17 protein-coding genes and 1 riboswitch are annotated in these 16,090 nt (G+C 66.3%); of the genes, 10 read left to right on the top strand and 7 right to left on the bottom strand.

What is annotated here, in order from left to right; genetic code table 11:
• Positions 1-3: 3 nt before the first annotated feature.
• The 3 genes from NBRGI_RS15020 to NBRGI_RS15010 all read left to right on the top strand — a co-directional run bounded on the left by NBRGI_RS15020 (position 4) and on the right by NBRGI_RS15010 (position 3,817).
• On the top strand, positions 4-789 hold the full coding sequence (locus NBRGI_RS15020; RefSeq protein WP_029896681.1) for an IclR family transcriptional regulator: 786 nt from the start codon (positions 4-6) through the stop codon (positions 787-789).
• Positions 790-991: 202 nt separating this feature from the next.
• Positions 992-1,088: riboswitch (glycine riboswitch) on the top strand.
• Between the two features lie 42 nt (positions 1,089-1,130).
• Positions 1,131-2,453: a serine hydroxymethyltransferase gene (glyA, locus tag NBRGI_RS15015; protein ID WP_029896679.1), complete on the top strand. Its 1,323-nt coding sequence runs from the start codon at positions 1,131-1,133 to the stop codon at positions 2,451-2,453.
• Positions 2,450-3,817 (top strand): L-serine ammonia-lyase, encoded by a 1,368-nt coding sequence (locus NBRGI_RS15010; protein ID WP_029896677.1) that lies wholly within the window; start codon positions 2,450-2,452, stop codon positions 3,815-3,817. Before glyA ends, NBRGI_RS15010 begins: the two co-directional genes overlap by 4 nt.
• A gap of 10 nt (positions 3,818-3,827) precedes the next feature.
• Here the strand turns inward: NBRGI_RS15010 and NBRGI_RS15005 are convergent, their stop codons facing one another.
• From NBRGI_RS15005 to NBRGI_RS14980, 6 genes are all read right to left on the bottom strand, one after another.
• Positions 3,828-5,054, bottom strand: coding sequence for a globin domain-containing protein (locus NBRGI_RS15005; RefSeq protein WP_029896675.1), 1,227 nt, complete (start codon positions 5,052-5,054; stop codon positions 3,828-3,830).
• A 9-nt stretch (positions 5,055-5,063) separates the two neighbouring features.
• The gene (locus NBRGI_RS15000) at positions 5,064-5,519 is read right to left on the bottom strand and encodes an RrF2 family transcriptional regulator (RefSeq protein WP_029896673.1); all 456 of its coding nucleotides are present in this window, start codon (positions 5,517-5,519) and stop codon (positions 5,064-5,066) included.
• 162 nt (positions 5,520-5,681) lie between these two features.
• A complete protein-coding gene (locus NBRGI_RS14995) occupies positions 5,682-6,701 on the bottom strand; it encodes an alpha/beta hydrolase (RefSeq protein WP_051727791.1) in 1,020 nt (339 codons plus the stop codon).
• A gap of 90 nt (positions 6,702-6,791) precedes the next feature.
• Positions 6,792-7,616, bottom strand: coding sequence for an acyl-CoA thioesterase (locus NBRGI_RS14990; RefSeq protein ID WP_029896669.1), 825 nt, complete (start codon positions 7,614-7,616; stop codon positions 6,792-6,794).
• Positions 7,617-7,672: 56 nt separating this feature from the next.
• A complete protein-coding gene (locus NBRGI_RS14985) occupies positions 7,673-8,551 on the bottom strand; it encodes an ATP-grasp domain-containing protein (RefSeq protein WP_029896667.1) in 879 nt (292 codons plus the stop codon).
• A 55-nt stretch (positions 8,552-8,606) separates the two neighbouring features.
• Positions 8,607-8,996, bottom strand: coding sequence for a nuclear transport factor 2 family protein (locus tag NBRGI_RS14980; RefSeq protein ID WP_081878080.1), 390 nt, complete (start codon positions 8,994-8,996; stop codon positions 8,607-8,609).
• A gap of 246 nt (positions 8,997-9,242) precedes the next feature.
• Here NBRGI_RS14980 and NBRGI_RS14975 point away from each other — a divergent pair, with 246 nt between their 5' ends.
• The gene (locus tag NBRGI_RS14975) at positions 9,243-10,208 is read left to right on the top strand and encodes an alpha/beta hydrolase (protein ID WP_029896663.1); all 966 of its coding nucleotides are present in this window, start codon (positions 9,243-9,245) and stop codon (positions 10,206-10,208) included.
• Between the two features lie 33 nt (positions 10,209-10,241).
• On the opposite strand, the gene NBRGI_RS14970 is transcribed toward NBRGI_RS14975, so the two are convergent.
• The gene (locus NBRGI_RS14970) at positions 10,242-10,709 is read right to left on the bottom strand and encodes a hypothetical protein (protein WP_029896661.1); all 468 of its coding nucleotides are present in this window, start codon (positions 10,707-10,709) and stop codon (positions 10,242-10,244) included.
• A gap of 113 nt (positions 10,710-10,822) precedes the next feature.
• Between NBRGI_RS14970 and NBRGI_RS49105 the strand changes: the two genes are divergently transcribed.
• The 6 genes from NBRGI_RS49105 (at position 10,823) to NBRGI_RS14940 (ending at position 15,771) form a co-directional block, all read left to right on the top strand.
• Complete coding sequence (locus tag NBRGI_RS49105; protein WP_029896659.1) at positions 10,823-11,233, top strand: hypothetical protein; 411 nt, start codon at positions 10,823-10,825, stop codon at positions 11,231-11,233.
• On the top strand, positions 11,233-11,736 hold the full coding sequence (coaD, locus tag NBRGI_RS14960; protein ID WP_029896657.1) for a pantetheine-phosphate adenylyltransferase: 504 nt from the start codon (positions 11,233-11,235) through the stop codon (positions 11,734-11,736). Before NBRGI_RS49105 ends, coaD begins: the two co-directional genes overlap by 1 nt.
• A 10-nt stretch (positions 11,737-11,746) precedes the next feature.
• A complete protein-coding gene (locus tag NBRGI_RS14955; protein ID WP_029896656.1) occupies positions 11,747-12,088 on the top strand; it encodes a MazG nucleotide pyrophosphohydrolase domain-containing protein in 342 nt (113 codons plus the stop codon).
• A gap of 145 nt (positions 12,089-12,233) precedes the next feature.
• Positions 12,234-13,910 (top strand): M14 family zinc carboxypeptidase, encoded by a 1,677-nt coding sequence (locus NBRGI_RS14950; protein WP_051727782.1) that lies wholly within the window; start codon positions 12,234-12,236, stop codon positions 13,908-13,910.
• A gap of 124 nt (positions 13,911-14,034) precedes the next feature.
• Positions 14,035-15,516, top strand: a complete 1,482-nt coding sequence (locus NBRGI_RS45200) for an ADP-ribosyltransferase (RefSeq protein ID WP_051727781.1) — start codon at positions 14,035-14,037, stop codon at positions 15,514-15,516.
• 9 nt (positions 15,517-15,525) lie between these two features.
• A complete protein-coding gene (locus NBRGI_RS14940) occupies positions 15,526-15,771 on the top strand; it encodes a hypothetical protein (RefSeq protein WP_029896649.1) in 246 nt (81 codons plus the stop codon).
• Positions 15,772-16,090: the final 319 nt, after the last annotated feature.

Below are 16,090 nucleotides of genomic sequence, written 5' to 3'. Positions count from 1 at the left end.
GTCATGGCGAATCGAGACGGCGAGGATCGAGGGCGGGCGGCCGCGGTGCAGTCCGTCGACCGCGCCCTGCTCGTGATGGAGATCATCGCCAAGCTCGGGCAGGCCGGCGTCACGGAAATCGCCGCCGAACTGGGCGTACACAAATCTACCGTGTCGCGGTTGGTCGCCGTGCTGGAATCGCGCGGCTACGTCGAGCAGCTCTCCGATCGCGGCAAGTACCGGCTCGGCTTCTCCATCGTCCGGCTCGCCGGATCCACCAGCGCCCAGGTCGATCTCGTCGGGCAGAGTCAGGGCGCGTGCAACGCACTGGCCGCCGAATCGGGGGAGACCACGAATATCGCTGTGCTGGACGGTGATCGGATCATCAACATCGTCGAGGCCGCGGGCACCGGCTCGATCGCGTTGCGCTCCTGGGTCGGGCAGAGCTGCCCGGCGCACGCCACGTCCAGTGGCAAGGTGCTGCTGTCGGGTCTGGAACCGGCGGACATGCGCAAGCGGGTGGGCACCAAACTGACGGCTTACACGCCGCATACCATCACCAAGGTCGCGGACCTGGCGACCCAGTTGGTCGAGGTCCGCGAGAACGGCTGGGCCAGCGTGTGCGAGGAGCTCGAGATCGGCCTGAACGCGGTGGCCGCGCCGGTCCTGGACAACAACGGCGTGATCGTCGCCGCGCTCAGCGTGTCCGGCCCGTCCTACCGGCTCGGTCCGGACCGGTTCGCCGCGATGGCGGAACTGGCGATCGCGAGCGCCGCGGACATCAGCCGCAGACTCGGCTACTACGGCTGACGGACCGCGTTTTGCGGATGGGCTCCGGCGTTGACAACGCGCGCGTTCGCCGACAATACTGAGTCGCATATAGGGCAGTTGTTGCGCTATATGCAACAACTGCATAATCGCCTCACACGCGGCGGGAGATCTCCATCTTCGTGACGGAGAGCCGAAGGAGCAACACCTCCCGGGAATCTCTCAGGCCCAGTACCGCCGCGCCTCGGGCAACTCTGAAAAGTAGTGTCCGCATCGACACTCGCCGACGGGGCAAGCGCGGTCCGCGTGAATCTCTCAGGCCATAGGACAGAGCGGGAGGAGCCACACCCACGCGCGCGACCCGCGTCGACGAAAGGCTCCCTATGGCAGACCCGGCCCTCCGCACCGACCTCGACGTGCCGCTGCACGAATTCGATCCGCTCGTCGCCGAATTGGTCGGCCGCGAACTCGGCAGGCAACAGCACGGCCTGGAGATGATCGCGTCGGAGAACTACGCACCCCTGGCCGTCATGCAGGCGCAGGGCACGGTGCTGACCAACAAGTACGCCGAGGGCTATCCGGGCCGCCGCTACTACGGCGGATGCGAGCACGTCGACGAAATCGAATCGCTGGCCCTGAGCCGCCTGCGCGCGCTGTTCGGCGCGGAATACGCCAACGTGCAACCGCATTCGGGTGCGCAGGCGAACGCGGCGGTGATGCATGCGCTGCTGCGTCCCGGCGATCGGATCCTCGGGCTGGCGCTGGATCACGGTGGTCACCTCACCCATGGCATGAAGATCAACTTCTCCGGGCGGCTGTACGACGTCGCGGCATACCATGTGCGGGCCGACGACCAGCGGATCGACATGGCGGAGGTGGCGCGGCTCGCGCGCGAGCATCGGCCGAAGCTGATCGTGGCGGGCTGGTCGGCCTATCCGCGGCAGCTCGACTTCGCCGAGTTCCGGCGCATCGCCGACGAGGTCGGCGCGTACCTGATGGTCGACATGGCGCATTTCGCCGGCCTGGTCGCGGCCGGGCTGCATCCCTCGCCCGTGCCGCACGCCCACGTGGTCACCTCGACCACGCACAAGACCCTGGGGGGCCCGCGCGGCGGATTCATCCTCGCCACTGCCGAATTGGGTAAGAAGCTCGATTCCGCGGTGTTCCCCGGCCAGCAGGGCGGACCGCTCGAGCATGTGATCGCCGCGAAGGCGGTCGCGTTCAAGATGGCGGCCGAGCCGGCCTTCCGCGACCGCCAGGAACGCACCCTGACGGGTGCACGGCTGCTCGCGGACCGGCTGCTCGCCGAGGACTGCCGTGCCGCCGGCATCGGACTGGTCAGCGGCGGCACCGACGTACACCTGGTGCTGGTGGATCTGCGCGCCGCCGAGCTCGACGGCAAACAGGCCGAGGATCTGCTGCACAGCGTGGGAATCACGGTGAACCGCAACGCCGTTCCGTTCGACCCGCGCCCGCCGATGGTCAGCTCCGGCTTGCGGATCGGCACGCCGGCGCTGGCCGCGCGCGGCTTCGACCGCGCGGCCTTCGTCGAGGTCGCCGACATCATCGCGACGGCCCTGCGGGTGGGGCGGCCCTGGCGCGAATTCGGCGTGCGGGTGGAGGTCTTGACGCAGAAATTCCCGCTCTATGCCGGGTTGCACCAGCACGTCCCGTCGGCCACCGACGCCGCGCGGGAGCTCGCGTGACCATCAGCGTTTTCGACCTGTTCAAGGTCGGCATCGGCCCGTCGAGTTCGCACACCGTCGGGCCGATGCGCGCCGCGGGCGCGTTCGTCGATCGGCTGAAAGGCACCGGCGTGCTGCACGATACGGCCGCGTTGCGGGTGCTGCTGTACGGCTCGCTCGGCGCGACCGGACGGGGCCACGGCAGTGTGGAGGCGATCGTGGCCGGACTGGCCGGTGCCCGCCCGGAGTCCGTCGATCCGGATACGATGCGCGATATCGTGGCCGAGGCGCGCGCCGACGCACGGATCTATCTCGGTGGGGCGCAACCGATCTCGTTCGCGATGGACGAGGACATCGAGCTGCTGGCGCGTACCAGGCTGCCGTTCCACACCAACGGCATGCTGTTCGCCGCACGTGATACGGCGGGACGGGTACTGCTCGAATGCCGGTACTACTCGATCGGCGGCGGCTTCGTCCTGGACGAGGACGAGATCGACGGCCGTGCGGCCGAAGCGCCAACGGAGGTGCCCTACTCGTTCGGCTCGGCGGACGAATTGCTCTCGCTCACCGCGGCCACCGGCCGATCCATCGCCGAACTCGTCCTGGCCAACGAAATGACCAGGCGCAGTGGCGATCAGGTGCGCGCAGACCTGCTCGCCATCTGGGCGGTCATGCAGGGTTGCGTCGAGCGCGGCATGTCGAGCACCGGGGTGCTGCCGGGCACGCTGCGGGTGCGCCGCCGCGCCGCGACCCTGCTCGACCGGCTGCGCGCCGAAGCCGAGGACAACGATCCGCTGCGTGCCATGGAATGGGTCACGCTGTACGCGATGGCTGTCAACGAGGAGAACGCCGCGGGCGGACGGGTCGTCACCGCGCCGACGAACGGCGCCGCGGGGATCATTCCGGCTGTGCTGCACTATATTCAGCAGTTCGTCACCGATGCCGAGGACAGCGTGGTCGAGTTCCTGCTCACCGCGGGCGCGATCGGCCAGCTGATGAAGGAGAACGCGTCGATCTCCGGCGCCGAGGTGGGGTGCCAGGGCGAGGTCGGTTCCGCGTGCGCGATGGCGGCCGCCGGCCTGGCCGCCGTGCTCGGCGGCACCCCGGCACAGATCGAGAACGCCGCCGAGATCGGCATGGAACACAACCTCGGCCTGACCTGCGATCCGATCGGCGGCCTCGTGCAGATCCCGTGCATCGAACGCAACGGCATCGCGGCCGTGAAGGCGATCACCGCGGCGCGCATGGCGATTCGCGGCGACGGGCACCACCACGTCTCGCTCGATCAGGTGATCCAGACCATGCGCGCCACCGGAGCGGACATGCTCGACAAATACAAGGAGACCTCGCAGGGCGGACTGGCTGTCGCGGTCGTCGAGTGCTGAGCAGCGCGCGTTATTCGCCGAGCAGCCAGTCGCTGGGGGCGAAGGATTCGAAATGCACTCGGCCGGAAGGTATTCGCGCGGCGAGCAACTGGGCGCGCACGGACCGCAGGAAGGCGTGGCTGCCGCACAGGTAGTAGTCCGCGTCGTGCGGTAATGCGATGTCGGTGAGGTCGACGCGACCGTGCCCCTCGTCCTGATACCAGGTGTGCAGGTGGACGTTTCGAAGTTCGTCGCACAGCGCACGGACGCGCTCGCGGAGTGGATGGGCGGCGGCACAACGGTCGGCGTGCAGCACGGTGGCGGGCCGGTCCGGCGCATTGGCCGCCAAATAGGCCACGATGCCCGCCATGGGTGTGATGCCGACTCCGGCCGAGATCAGCACCACAGGAGTGTCGGCAGCGGTGTCGAGGGTGAGATCGCCGAAGGGCAAGGTGATTTCGAGGCGATCACCGACGCCGATGGTGTCGTGCAGCCAGGACGAGACCGCACCCGCGGGGGCGTCCGGCTCGGCCGCGACCACGCGAACCGTGAAGGCGTAGCGGCTGGTGCCCGGCGCCTCGACCAGACTGTACTGACGGAGCTGGCGCGCGCCGTCGGGCAGGTCCGCGCCGACCGAAATATAGCTGCCCGGTACGAAATCCGGCAGCGCACAGCCGGGATCGGCCGACTCTACGACGAAAGTCACCACCCCGGATGGATCCTCGACGCGATCGACCACCACGGTGCGGCGGAAGACGTCGCCCGGCGCGACCCCGGCCGCGTCGTAGAGTCCCGCCTCCAGGTCGATGAGCGCGGTCGCCATCAGCCAGTAGACGCGGTCCCAGGCCGCCGCGACCACCTCGGTCACCACCTCCGGGCCGAGCACCTCGACAATGGCGGCGAACAGGTGCCGGTGCACGATGTCGTACTGATCCGCGGTGACGCCGAGTGAGGCGTGCCGGTGCCCGATGCGCGAGAGCAGGTCGACCGGGTGCGGCAGCTCCGGGTCGACCAGATGGCGGGCGAACGTGACGATGGACGAGGCCAGCGCGCGCTGCTGGGTACCCTGTGCCTGGTTACCGCGATTGAACAGATCGCGGCCGAGCGCCGGGTGCGCGGCGAACATCTTGCGGTAGAACAGTGGTGTGACCGCGTCGATCCGGGTGCCGATCAGCGGCAGGGTAGCGCGGATCACCGCTTGATGTGCGGGTTCCAGTTCCGGGGCGATATCGCTGGGCGAACCGGTCGCGGTGGGCATGGCTTCTCCTCAATTCTCGTGCGTGGGCGGGGCGATGGCGGGCAGATGAAGCAGCTCGACGATGCGCGGGCTCACCAGATCGGTGAGGTGATAGTTGTCCAGCTCGCGATAGAAGGCTTCTTTCGCGTTCTGGAGAACTCGTCGCAAACGACAATTGGTCGCCAATGGGCACGGATGTTCGCCGAGGCATTCCACTACTTCGGCGTCGCCCTCGAGAGCCCGGATGAGCTGTCCGACGGTGCCGGCCCGGCCGGCCTCGGTGAGGAAGATTCCGCCGCGACGCCCGCGGTAGGAGGCGACGAAGCCGAGCTCGACGAGTCGCGATACCGCTTTCGCTACCTGGTGCTCCGAGGAATCAACCTGTCGGGCAACGAGTTTGGCGGTCACGCGCTGATCAGCCGATCCGCTGACCGCCAGCCGCATCATGGTCCGCAGGGCGAGATCGGTGGACCGGGCGAGCTGCATGACTTCACCGTACGTAATCGCGCAGGGAAAAAGCGCGTGCCGCGGGTGTGCTGTTCAATACGCGGCTGCGCGCCGATTATGTAAGCCGGACCACAGTGGTGAGGTGAACCCGGTGCTCCGCATAGCGATTTCAGCTATTGCGGAGCACCCGGGCCGGGTAGGTCAGCCGATTCCTATCGACTGCGCCAAGAAAGGCCATGACGTGCGCAGATCGTCTTCCCAGTAGCCCCACGAATGGGTGCCCACCGGGCGGTCGTCGAAGGTCACCGGAATGTTCAACTCGCGCAAGCGGTTCGTCAGATTCACCGTGCAGTAGTGGATGGCCGCTTCGATCGGTCCGCCGAATGCGATCTGCACCGGCAACGGAATTCGGCCCTCCTGCACCCGGCGATCGCCGGGGGTGTCGTGCGGAGCCGCGGCGATACCGCTACCCGAACTCAGGTAAACCGCTGTGCCACGCAAACGTTCGGCGTTGACGAGCGGATCGTTGGCGCGCCACAGCGGTCCGTTGCGCGGACCCCACATGTTCTCGACGCTCTGACCGCCGCCCCAATTCTCCACCGTGAGCCGGACGAATTCCTGGCCGATCGGGTCCGAGGTCTGTGCGCACCCGCTGTAGGAAGCCACGCTGCTCCAGAAGCCGGGCTTGGCGATCGCCAGGTTCAGCACCGAGGTGCCGCTCATCGAAACGCCGGCGAGGGCGCGAGTTCCGTTGGCGCCCAAGAACTCCTCGATGACCGGCGGCAATTCCTCGTTGAGGAACGTCTGCCATTTGTTGTAACCGAGCACCGCGTCCGCGCGGACCCAGTCGGTGTAATAGGAATTGGCGCCGCCGAAGGGCGTGACGACGTTGACGTCTTTGCCGCGCAGAAAACTCACCGCGTCGGTCTGCACATCCCAGCCGCTCTCGTTCGGGCCGCCGCCGGAACCATTGAGCAGATACATCGTGGGCCGTGGTGTCGTCCGGTCGGCGGCCCGGATGATCTGGATCGGGATCGGCCGGTCCATCGCGGGTGAATACACCATGACGGTCTGCTGCCGATCGTTGACATCTGTTACCGACACGATGCCCGCCGGTGCGGCGGTCGCGGTGCCGGCCGCGCCGGCCAGTCCTGCCGCGGTCAGGGTGGTGGCCAGCGCCCAGCGCAGGGCGCTTCGTCGTATCCATCGCCGTGATCTCAAATTGTGGATCCTCTCGTAGCTGCCGCGGTGCACAGCGGCATTACCAGGGATTCGCGCCGCTCGGGCCGCCGGTTTGGTCCGGCGGGCGAGTCAGTCCTTGAAATACGCGAGCTGGTGACTCGTCGCCAGCAGCGCCCCGCCGGGTGTGCACAGTTCCGCGGCGTGATCGAAGAAGCCGTTGCCGAAGCGGCGGCCGCGCGCGGTGGCGAGGACCGGCTGGTCGGCCTGGGTGGCGAGCAGTTCGTCGTCGGCGTGGAAGTACACCGTCAGCGAGACCGTGCCGGCCGGGACGAATCGGCCGATGCGCAGCATGACCCGCGGAAAGAACACGTCGGTCAGTGCGGTCAGCGCCGGATAGTCCAGCGGCCGCGGCGGATGATCGCGCACCCACAGTGTGGAGGTCGAGGACGGCTGGGCGTCTCCCTCCGCCGCGACGAGACCGCCTGTGACGAAACGCATGTCGTAGTTCTCGACCCAGGCCAGGAAGTCCGGCACCGGTCCCTGCGGCACCGTGGCCGCGGGCGGCGCCGGCGGCGCGACGGCCTCGGTGTGCTGCCAGGTCTGGCGCCGGATACCGAAAAGTGCGGTGGCTGTGGTGGTGACGACGCCGTCCTGGGTGATCGTCAACGTCCAGTGCTGAGTGGTCCGGTTCGTGCGGGCCGGTATCGCGCTGACCTCGAACGGGCCCTCGGCGATCGGACCCGCGTAGTTCACCGTGAGCGACAGCGGCGCACCGAGACACTCCGGATGCCGCTGTACCGCCCTGATCACCGTGGCAGCCGTGATCCCCCCGAACGGCCCGACCATATTCGCGTACTCCGGCGTGGTCCGTCCGGTGAACGTCCCCACATCGATGGGCGTGAGCTCGACGGCGGCGTCGAAGGGATGCTGGGTGACAACGCGAGTATGACTCATAGTGGCCCCAGCGTATCTATTCATCGATGCCGCGGGGCTCCGCGCGTGCCTGCTGATCACTGTATGGCGTTGAGCAACGGCGCGAGGATTTGTTCCGGGGGGACGCCGGTGGGGAGGTCGGAGACCTGGCCGTCGCCGACTTCGACGACACGCCAGACGCCGTCTGCTCGCATGGCGAGGTCGGTGGTGACGAAACGGGCGGGCAGTTGCTCGACGTGCGGCGTGATGCGGGCCAGCGCGGGTTCGGGGTGCTCGTCGGGGGTGTCGGGGTGTGCGCCGATCAGCAATGGTTTGCCGTCCAGCCACCACACCCGGGCCTCCCGCGCTCGGTGTGCGCCGGAGCCGAAGGATTCGAAGGCGCGCAGGACTATGCCTCCGGCTAGGTACTTCTCTTGTTCGGCGACGAAGGCGGCCACCACTCGGCGCACAGCGGGGATGTCGGTGAGATCCGGGATGTAGCAAGCTGTTTCCCACCGGTGCTTGGCGGATTTGACGTAGTCCTTCACAATTCCCGGACCATTGCCGAGTGGGGCTGCCAACTCGGCGAGGGTGGCCGCGTCGGGGACACGGCCCCACGGACCCTGCAGCCACCGGCTAGCGGGCGTCGCAGCGGCGAATATCGGGTACCAGCCGGGTAATTCGTGTGCCGTCCGATAGGTCGCGGCATCGACGATCAGCGGCGCGCCGCGAGCGGCGAGTGCGTCGGTCAACGCCGCGTAGGCAAGGGTGGGGATCATCCAGCCGCGATACCAAGCGGGCCCCATATCGCGCGGGACCTTACGCACCGCCGCCGCGGCGTCCCCGCTCAGCAGCGCGTCCAGATCGAGCAGGCCGACCGTTGCGCCGAGTTCGCGCGCAACCAACGTTTCCGCTGCGAAATGCGGATCCGTGCGGCGCGGATCGAGTGGGTCGGCGCAGGACAACAGGCTGAGCATGGTGCCATCATCCTGCGAATACCGGAACCGGCAAACCGCTTTTCGCTTCCGTGGGCTAGCCGGAGCAGGTGGCGGTGATCGCCGCTGTGTCCCAGTAGAAGGGGTTGACTTCGGTGATTCGACCGTCGACGACTGTAATCGTTTGCAGGATAGGGAATTCCAGCTCTCGCCCGGTCCTGCGGGATCTGGCGTGCACCTGGGTCTGGACGACGAGCGGGTTCGACTCGGACAGGAACACTTGGGTTTTCAACTCGAAGCGGTCCCAGGTCGCACTCATGACACAGAAGAACTGCTCGAGCCCCGCGTGTCCGCGCCAGATGCCGCCGTATGGCAGCGAATCCGCCTGCCGGAGCACGACATCCGCTGCGAAGAACGGTTCGAGAGTGTTGAACGACGCCGTGCCGGGGCCGCCGGCGGCGAAGTATTCGGCCTCGGCCGCGTACATGTGCTCGAGTACAAGTCGGGGCGCGGAGGTGAACAATGTCGTCATGGACTCACTATCGATCCGCTGGCCGCGGCTTGCTGGCGGCATTCGGACGCCACGATGTTTCTGATCGTAGCCTAGGGCGAGATCTGTCCTAGGTGGGTTCTACGGTGGAATTCATACCGATGGTCACCAGCATTCGGCCCGGCGCGCCGACGTGCGGACTGTGGGACCGCCGGTCCACTCATTGGGAAAGGATCGACGATCATGGGCATTTCCGAAGCCGCCGACCGGGCCGACACCTTCGTCGCGCACAAGTTCGAGGAGCAGCTCGTGGATCTCGGGGAGATCCGCATGAACTACGTCGCCGAGGGGGACCCTGCGTCGCCTGCGCTGCTGCTGATCCCCGCACAGGGCGAATCCTGGTGGGGCTACGAGAATGCAATCACCTTGCTGGCGAACGAATTTCGAGTCTTCGCGATCGATCTGCGCGGGCAGGGCCGATCCACCTGGACGCCCGGCCGGTACAACCTCAACACCTGGGGCAACGATGTCGAGCGATTCATCGATCTCGTGATCGGACGGCCGACTCTGGTGGCGGGCAACTCTTCTGGCGGTGTCATCGCTGCTTGGCTGGCCGCCTACGGCAAGCCGGGGCAGATTCGTGGTGCGATGCTCGAGGATGCGCCGTTGTTCTCCTCGCAAGCGGCGCCGCCCTATGGCCCCGGCATCATGCAGACCCTCGGTCCGATCTTCGCACTGTGGGCCAAATGGCTCGGACCGCAATGGTCGGTCGGGGACTGGGACGGCATGGTCGCGGCCGCGCCGCGCGAACTGCCCGAGTTCCTGCATCCGGGTATCGCATTCCTGTTCGGTGACGGCACCGGCGAGGGCGCCGCGGCCACGCCACCGCAGCATCTGAAAGAGTACGACCCCGAATGGGCGCGGGCCTGGGTCACCGATGTCGCCAACGCCGGTTGTGACCACGCCACGATGCTCGCGCAGAACAGGGTTCCGGTCCTGTTGACCCACCACTTCCACCTGACGGATCCGGACACCGGTCGGTTGATGGGTGCGATGACCGATATCCAGGCGCGGCAAGCCCGTCGCCTGCTGGCGGCGACCGGTCGACCGGTCACCTTCACCTCGCTCGACGCGCCGCACACGATGCACGATCCCGAGCCGGACCAATACTTCGAGCTCCTCATAGAGTGGGCGTCCGGGCTGGACTGACCGGACCTCGAACGCGGGGTGGCGCGGCCGCGGTCACTCCTGATCGAACAGGTGGTCATACCCGATCGCGAAGGTGCGGTCGGACGGATCGACGAGCACGTGGCGGCGATCGCCTGTCCGCGGGTACGGGACGCCGGTCTGTATCTCGCAGTCCGCCTCGAAAGTGTCGAAACCGGGGCCGCTGATCCGGACCTTCAGCTCGGCCACGTCCGGATTCTCGCCGCCTTCGATTATCCGCACCGCGATGATCTCCGCGGTCGCGCGGACCGCCGCCTTGTCGAATCGTTTTGCATTCCAACGCCATTGGTAAGTGGTCACGGCAAGCGCGAGGCCGATCGGCATGGTGACGATGCCCGGGCACAACCCATCCCACAACGAATCACCGGCCAAAGCGATGACAGGTCCCGCGGCCACGAGCACGGCCGCCACCGCATACGTGAACACTCCGGCAACCGGCCCGATGAGTTCGACCTGCCCTGCGCTGCGTTCTCTCTCGGACATGTCGACACTGTAAGAGCGATCCGGGGGCGGGCAGTTGCGGGAATCGGCGCGGGCGGGGGCGGGGCCGATTACGATCGAGATCGAATTCTCGTGGCGTCGGTCAGGAGGCCGCAATGTTCGGTATCAGAGGTGCGCTGGTGGCGGTGGCGGGAGCCGCGGCCACGATACTGTGCACGACCCCGGCGAGTGCCGCTCCCGAGGACGAGTTCATCACGTTGAATTCCGTGGTCACGCCCTCCCCGGACGGCTTGCAGGCCACCGGCACCTATCTGTGCGCGGCGGGCATCGGTTTTCTCGACGTCTCCGCGCAGATGGGGACCAACGGTAGCGGCACGATCCAGCTGACCAGCTTCCCGCCCGGGGCGACCCTGCAATGCACCGGCCGGATCGAAACCTGGTCAATCGTGCTGAAACCGACCAACGGAATGCCCGTGCTCGTGCCTTACACCGAAGGCACCGGCACCGCACAACTGAACCGGAAATACTGGAAGACCGATTCCGGCCCAGTCGCCCTACATCTCTAGTGCGGTCGAAAGCCTTGTGCACCGGCTCCTTCGACCCGGTGACAAACGGTCATATCAACGTGTTCGAGCGTGCCGCCACCCAATTCGACGAACTCGTGGTCACAGTGATGGTCAACTCGAACAAGACCACCATGTTCACCCTGGCCGAGCGCATCGAGATGCTGCGCGAGGTCACCGCCCACCTCGACAACATACAGGTAGCGTCCTGGTCGGGTCTCCTGGTGGATTTCGCACGCGAACAGCGGATAACCGCGATCGTGAAGGGCCTGCGCCGCGGCGATTTCGACTACGAACAGTCCATGGCGCAAACGCACCGCACCCTCTCCGGCACGGACACCTTCTTCATCGCCGGCGACCCAGCCTACTGTTCCCTGTCCAGCTCGCTGGTCAAAGAGATCGCCGCATCCGGCGGAGACACAGCCGACCTCCTGCCGACAGTCGTGCGCGACAGGCTGTTGCAGAGACTGGTGGAAAGGTCGCGCAGGCGGATGTTGTCTTGGTAGACCATGCGGTGTGGACATTCAGGATCTCCAGACACGCGCCGTGGAAGTGCACGACCTCTACGACGAATTGAACCTCGCCGAGCGGGGCAGGACATGGACTCGGCAGGATTTCATGCTGGGCTTCGTCGGTGACGTAGGTGATCTCGCCAAGCTCGTGATGGCGGCGGAAGGCACCCGCGCCATGCCGGGCGGTAGAGCAGCATTGGAACATGAACTGGCCGACTGCCTTTGGTCCGTTCTGATTCTGGCCCATCGCTACGACGTCGACATCGAAGCAGCTTTCACCAAGACTATGGCTGAGCTGAAGAGCACCATCTCGGCACGGTTGGCCGATCCTTCCGCCCAGCAATGAACTGGACGAGCGAGCGCACTCCGAGCACGAATCGTGCGGCAGGGTGGCCTTTGTAATTGAGGGACCGTTGGGCGGACCGGGGCGTTGGCTGGGCGGGGATTTCGGGGCAGGGTGAGGAGAAAACTCGGGCGTTCCAGGGGGAGTGATGGCAGATCAGGAACCGCGCGTTCGGCGTTACTTCGTCGAAGTCTCGGCGGAAAGTGCGGCCGCTATGCGCGCACTGTCCGGGCGGGGGCTCGATCTGTTCCGGGCTACCGTGGCCGGAGCCGGAGACGCGGTGACGATTGCGGGATATCTTTCGGTCGCCGAGATCGGCGGGCTCGCGGAGGACGGATACACCGTCACGGTCCAGGCCGTGCGCGAAACCCCGCCGCTGGAGATCGCTTCGCCGAAGGTCTCCGCGATTGCGGCGCAAGACGACGAAACGTTCTCCGTCCCAGCCGGTTACCTTCCTTATGGCGAGATCGAGGGTTGGATTTCGTCGATGGTGCGGCTCAGTCCGGCCTTCTGTACGAAGGTGCAGTTGCCGTTGACTTCAGTGGAGGGCAGACCGATCAGTGCGCTGCGCATCCGCGCCGGAGACCGGGCCGAGCGGGACGGGGTGCTGCTGCTCGGCGGCGCGCACGCCCGTGAACTCATCAACCCAGATTTGCTGTGCCACTGGATGTATCACCTGACCTCCGCCTACCGGAAAGACACCGATCTCACCTTCGGGCCGGTCACCTACAGCAACAGCACCGTGCGGTTACTGCTGGAATCGCTGGACATCTTCATCGTTCCGCTGGTGAACCCGGACGGGCGGGAATTCGTGATGTCCGCCGACCGGATGTGGCGCAAGAACCGCTCCTACAATCCGGGATCGGACTGCCGGGGCGTCGACGTGAACCGCAACTACGACTTCCTGTTCGACAGCGGTATCGGCACCAGTGCGTTCCCATGCGACTATCAGACTTACCGTGGACCGCAGGCGTTCTCGGAACCGGAGACCAGGAACGTTCGCTGGCTGCTCGACGTATTCCCGCACATCATCGGCATGGTCGACGTACATTCGTTCGGCGAGATCATCGCCTACCCGTGGGGTCACGACGACAACCAGACCACCGACCCGGCGATGAATTTCCGAGTTCCGCATCCCGACCGGGGGATTCCGGGCGACAACCTCTATCGCGAGTACATGCCCGCCGAGGATCTGGACTGGTACCGGCGCACGGCGGTCTCGATGCGCGACGCCATCACCAAGGTGCGAGGCAGCGTTTACACAGTGCAGCAGAGTGTTTCGCCGCCACTGCTCTACCCGGTTTCGGCGTCGGTGGACGATTACGTCTACTCCCGCAACTTCATCGATCCGGCCAAGCGCAAGGTGCGGTCCATCACCATCGAGACTTCCAAACCGGTGCCGCGCGGTGAGGAACTGCGCGGCTTCCAGCCTGTGTACGAGGAAGCTCGACAGGTCATGGTCGAGAACGGACCGGCGCTGATCGAGTTCTGCCTCAGCGTCATGTGCCCCGGTCGCGGTGCTGCCGCGATGCGCACCACGCTCGATCGCCACCTGCCCGAAGCAGGAGCGGTACGCGACGCCTACGACCACCTGATGAACCTGGCACCCCGCGTCCTGGCAGCGCTGGCCGCAGATCCGGACATGCGTACCGGCGCGGCGAAGGCCCTGGCCCAACTCGCCGACAGATCGGCGCACGACCACGACCCCATCCTGGACGAACAGGCAATCGCCGACCTCACCCCGGTCGCGACCTACCTCGCCCACGCTGTACCCGAAGCCCAACCTGCACTGGACGTCTTGACCGCCTGGCGAAACAGTCGGTAGGCGGCCGGATCAGCCGAGCCTTGTTTTGCTGCTATTAAGATCTGCATCGTTCAGGAGGGATGACCGGAGGGGCGACAGCAGTGACAGGAACCGTGCTCGGACCTCCAGACCGTCGGGCCGTTCATTGACCGGATCGCTGCTCGACGTCGACACCGCGGTCTACTACGACACCGCCACCAAGATCGCGGCCGGTGCGTCCGCATGGTGGTCGGCCATCGATGCGCGCTGGCCCGAACTGGCCAAGGCCACCAACATGACCGGGTCGTACTCCGAAGCCAAGCAGTGGGGCAAGTCCTACGACCAGCGCGCCAAAGACATCTTGTCCATGGTCACCAAGGTCGCCGGCGCCGCGCACGCCTACGCCGTGGTGCTCAACAACTGCGGATACGAACGCGCGCTGGCCGAGCACGGCGCGACCATCGACGCGGGCCCGGCCCCGGTCAAACCACCGGCCCCGATGTACCCGGTCCTCAATTGCCGAGTTCCGCTCCCGTCCGCGGGCGGGCCCGGCAACGGGTTGATCGATGAGGGATTGGGTCTGGTCGAGAAGATCGGGCTCACCGTGCCCGACGGCAACGCCACCACCATTTCCAACGCTGCGATCACCTGGGACGCCACCCGCACCGCAGAAGGGGCGGCAGGGTTCCCTGCGATCCTGGAGGCCGCCGCGGTCGCGTTCGCCGATGTGGTCGCGCCGGAGGTCGAGTTCATCGATGAGGATCTGCGCGCACTGAAAGCGGCCGCAGAGGCCACACTCACCGCAATGGCGGATCTGGCGCAGTCGTGCCGGGATCATCGCGCCGCCCTGGACGAATTGCGAGAGCTGCTCAAACAGCAACTCGAAATGGTGCGCGACGCACTGATCCAAGAGCTGGCGATCACCGCGGCCATCTCGGTCGCTTCCTCGTTCATCACCTTCGGTGCCGGAGCCGCTGTCGGTGTAGTGGGTGCCGCCGCCATCTGCGCGCGCTACGCGCGTCCGATGCGGGCGCTCATCGAACAATGGCTCACCAACCGCCGGATTGCCGCCGGGGTGAAACTCGATGCCGACCTTGCCCGCCACGTCCGCGAATGCGAACGGCTCGAGGAATTGGGTCCGGCCGGACGGCTCAAACCGAAGGCCGATCCGACGCCAGGGTCTCTACTGTCCGATGCTGACCGCGCCGCGCTGTGGGACTACACCGGCCCCGGTGGCTCGGAGGCGCTGAACTGGCAGTTGCGGCATGGTGGTATCAGCCGGTATCAGCAGATGCGCGAGGGCGAGATCAACGCCGCGCTCGACAAGTTGCCCGACTATCAAGGTCCGGTTACCCGGCGTGTGGACCTGAGTGCTGAAGATCTGGCGCGCTACCGCGAGGCAGCCAACCGAAACGGCGTCGTGACCGAGCCCGGTTTCACCTCCGCGTCACGCACGCCTGAAGCCGCCTTCGATCGGCCTGTGGAGTTCCGCATAAGAAGCGAGCACGGGAAGTCCGTCGAGGAATTCGCACGACGACCGAGCGAGCAAGAGGTGCTGTTCAAGTCCGGAACCAACTTCGATGTCCGCCAAGTCGTGGAGAACGACCCGAGCGGGCGAATCATCATCTACATGTACGAGATCCCATAGGAGGAACCGATGGCCGAGTACTACAAAGGACGCAAGTTCAGCAGCCGCGAAGAGTTGGGGCTACCGCCACGCGACCCAGTGCGGGATGCAGAAATCGAGGCGGAATGGGCCGAGTTCAACGCTCGGCGCGAGGCCGTACCGCCCGAGAAACGCATCCATCTGTCGAGCCGGTTCGGTGATGAGGACTGGAACGATGATGCCGACTGGGACGACAGCACCCGATACGCACCACCCGCGCCACCCGCCGACGAGTAGAACGGGGGTGGGCGCTGACGGCTACCGGCGAACCGGCCGTCGACTCTACGGTCGTCGGACCGAAAATTAGGACTACGTCAGCACGGTTTACGGCGGACAGCGGATGCGGAAACTGGCGACTAGGCCCTGTATCGGAGTCCCATCCCCGCCTGCCCAGTTCGGTATACCTGCCGCAGGAGTTACCGGGATAGTGCTGAGCGCGTCGTGTGCCGTACCCGGCTTTAGGTGCAGGTCGGGTGCGCGGGGTGGGGGTTCCGGCGTGGTCGTCTGGCTGTGGTTGCGTTTCGAGCGGCTTGGGAAGAGAGGGGCGGTTGGCCGG

Source organism: Nocardia brasiliensis IFM 10847 (genome assembly GCF_000710915.1).
In the GTDB taxonomy this organism is placed as follows: Bacteria; Actinomycetota; Actinomycetes; order Mycobacteriales; family Mycobacteriaceae; genus Nocardia; species Nocardia brasiliensis_A.
Note: the sequence above shows the minus strand (reverse complement) of the source record. Positions and strands in the feature narration are given on the sequence as shown.